At 68.2% G+C, this 1222-nt stretch carries 1 protein-coding gene; it reads left to right on the forward strand.

The features are described from left to right. On the forward strand, positions 1–1037 hold a 1037-nt coding region (gene murD, locus LQV45_RS33800), incomplete at its 5' end, for a UDP-N-acetylmuramoyl-L-alanine--D-glutamate ligase (RefSeq protein WP_230012179.1). Positions 1038–1222 lie beyond the last annotated feature (185 nt).

Genomic DNA, 1222 nt, shown 5'->3' on the forward strand with positions numbered 1-1222 from the left:
CCCTGCGGGATCCCGTGGACTACGACGCCTTCGCGGTGGAACTGTCCAGTTTCCAGCTGCACTGGAGCCACTCGGTGTCGCCGGTGGCCAGCGTGTGCCTCAACGTCGCTGAAGACCACGTGGACTGGCACGGCTCCTACGCCTCCTACCTCGCCGACAAGGCCAAGGTCTACGCCAACACGAAGAAGGCCTGCATCTACAACGCCGAGCAGATCGAGACCGAACGCATGGTCGAGGACGCGGACGTGGTTGAAGGCTGCCGGGCCGTGGGATTCACCACACTGACCCCGGCCATCAGCATGCTCGGCGTCGTGGAAGGGCTGCTGGTTGACCGGGCGTTCATCGCCGAACGCAAGGACAGCGCGGCCGAACTCGCCTCGATCGCCGACCTCGGACCGGTGGCGCCGCGCCACATGGTGGCCAACGCGCTGGCAGCCGCTGCCCTGGTACGGGCCTACGGGGTGGAGCCATCGGCTGTGCGCCAGGGCCTGCTGAACTACCTTCCGGGAGACCACCGGATCCAGCTGGTGGCCCGGCATGAGGGTGTGCTGTGGATCAACGATTCCAAAGCCACCAATCCGCACGCCGCCGCCGCCTCGTTGTCCGCGTTCCAGAATGTGGTGTGGATCGCGGGAGGTTTGTCCAAGGGCGTGAATTACGACTCCCTGATCCAGGAACAGGGCAGCCGGCTCAAGGCCGTGGTCCTGATCGGCGCGGACTCCAGCGATCTGCAGGCCGCCCTGAAGCGACACGCGCCGGATGTCCCCGTGATCGGGCAGGGCAAGGGCGAGACTGAAGACGTGCAGACTGCCGGTACGGCCAAAGCCGACGCAGGCCCTTCGCCGATTTTCGGCGAGACTGTGATGGCCCAGGCCGTTGCCTCGGCGGCGCAGCTGGCCGCCTCCGGGGACACTGTGCTGCTGGCCCCGGCGGCTGCTTCCATGGACCAGTTCTCTTCCTATGCTCACCGTGGCGATGCCTTCATCGAAGCTGTCCGCGAGCTCGTGGAAGGGCAGGCTCAGACCAGCGAGGAGTAACAATGGTCAGCACGCCCACACGTACGACGGCGGCACGACCCGCCGCAGGCGGGGCCACCAGTGGCACGCCCGCCGGCCGTCCGGCCCCTTCGGCGGCGCGGCCAACGGCCGGCGGCCCCGCCGTCACCCCCGCGGCCCGGGTGCGTGCCTGGAGCCGCGTATTCTGTTCCGCGCTGGCAGGCACC

The organism is Microbacterium sp. Bi128, assembly GCF_918698205.1.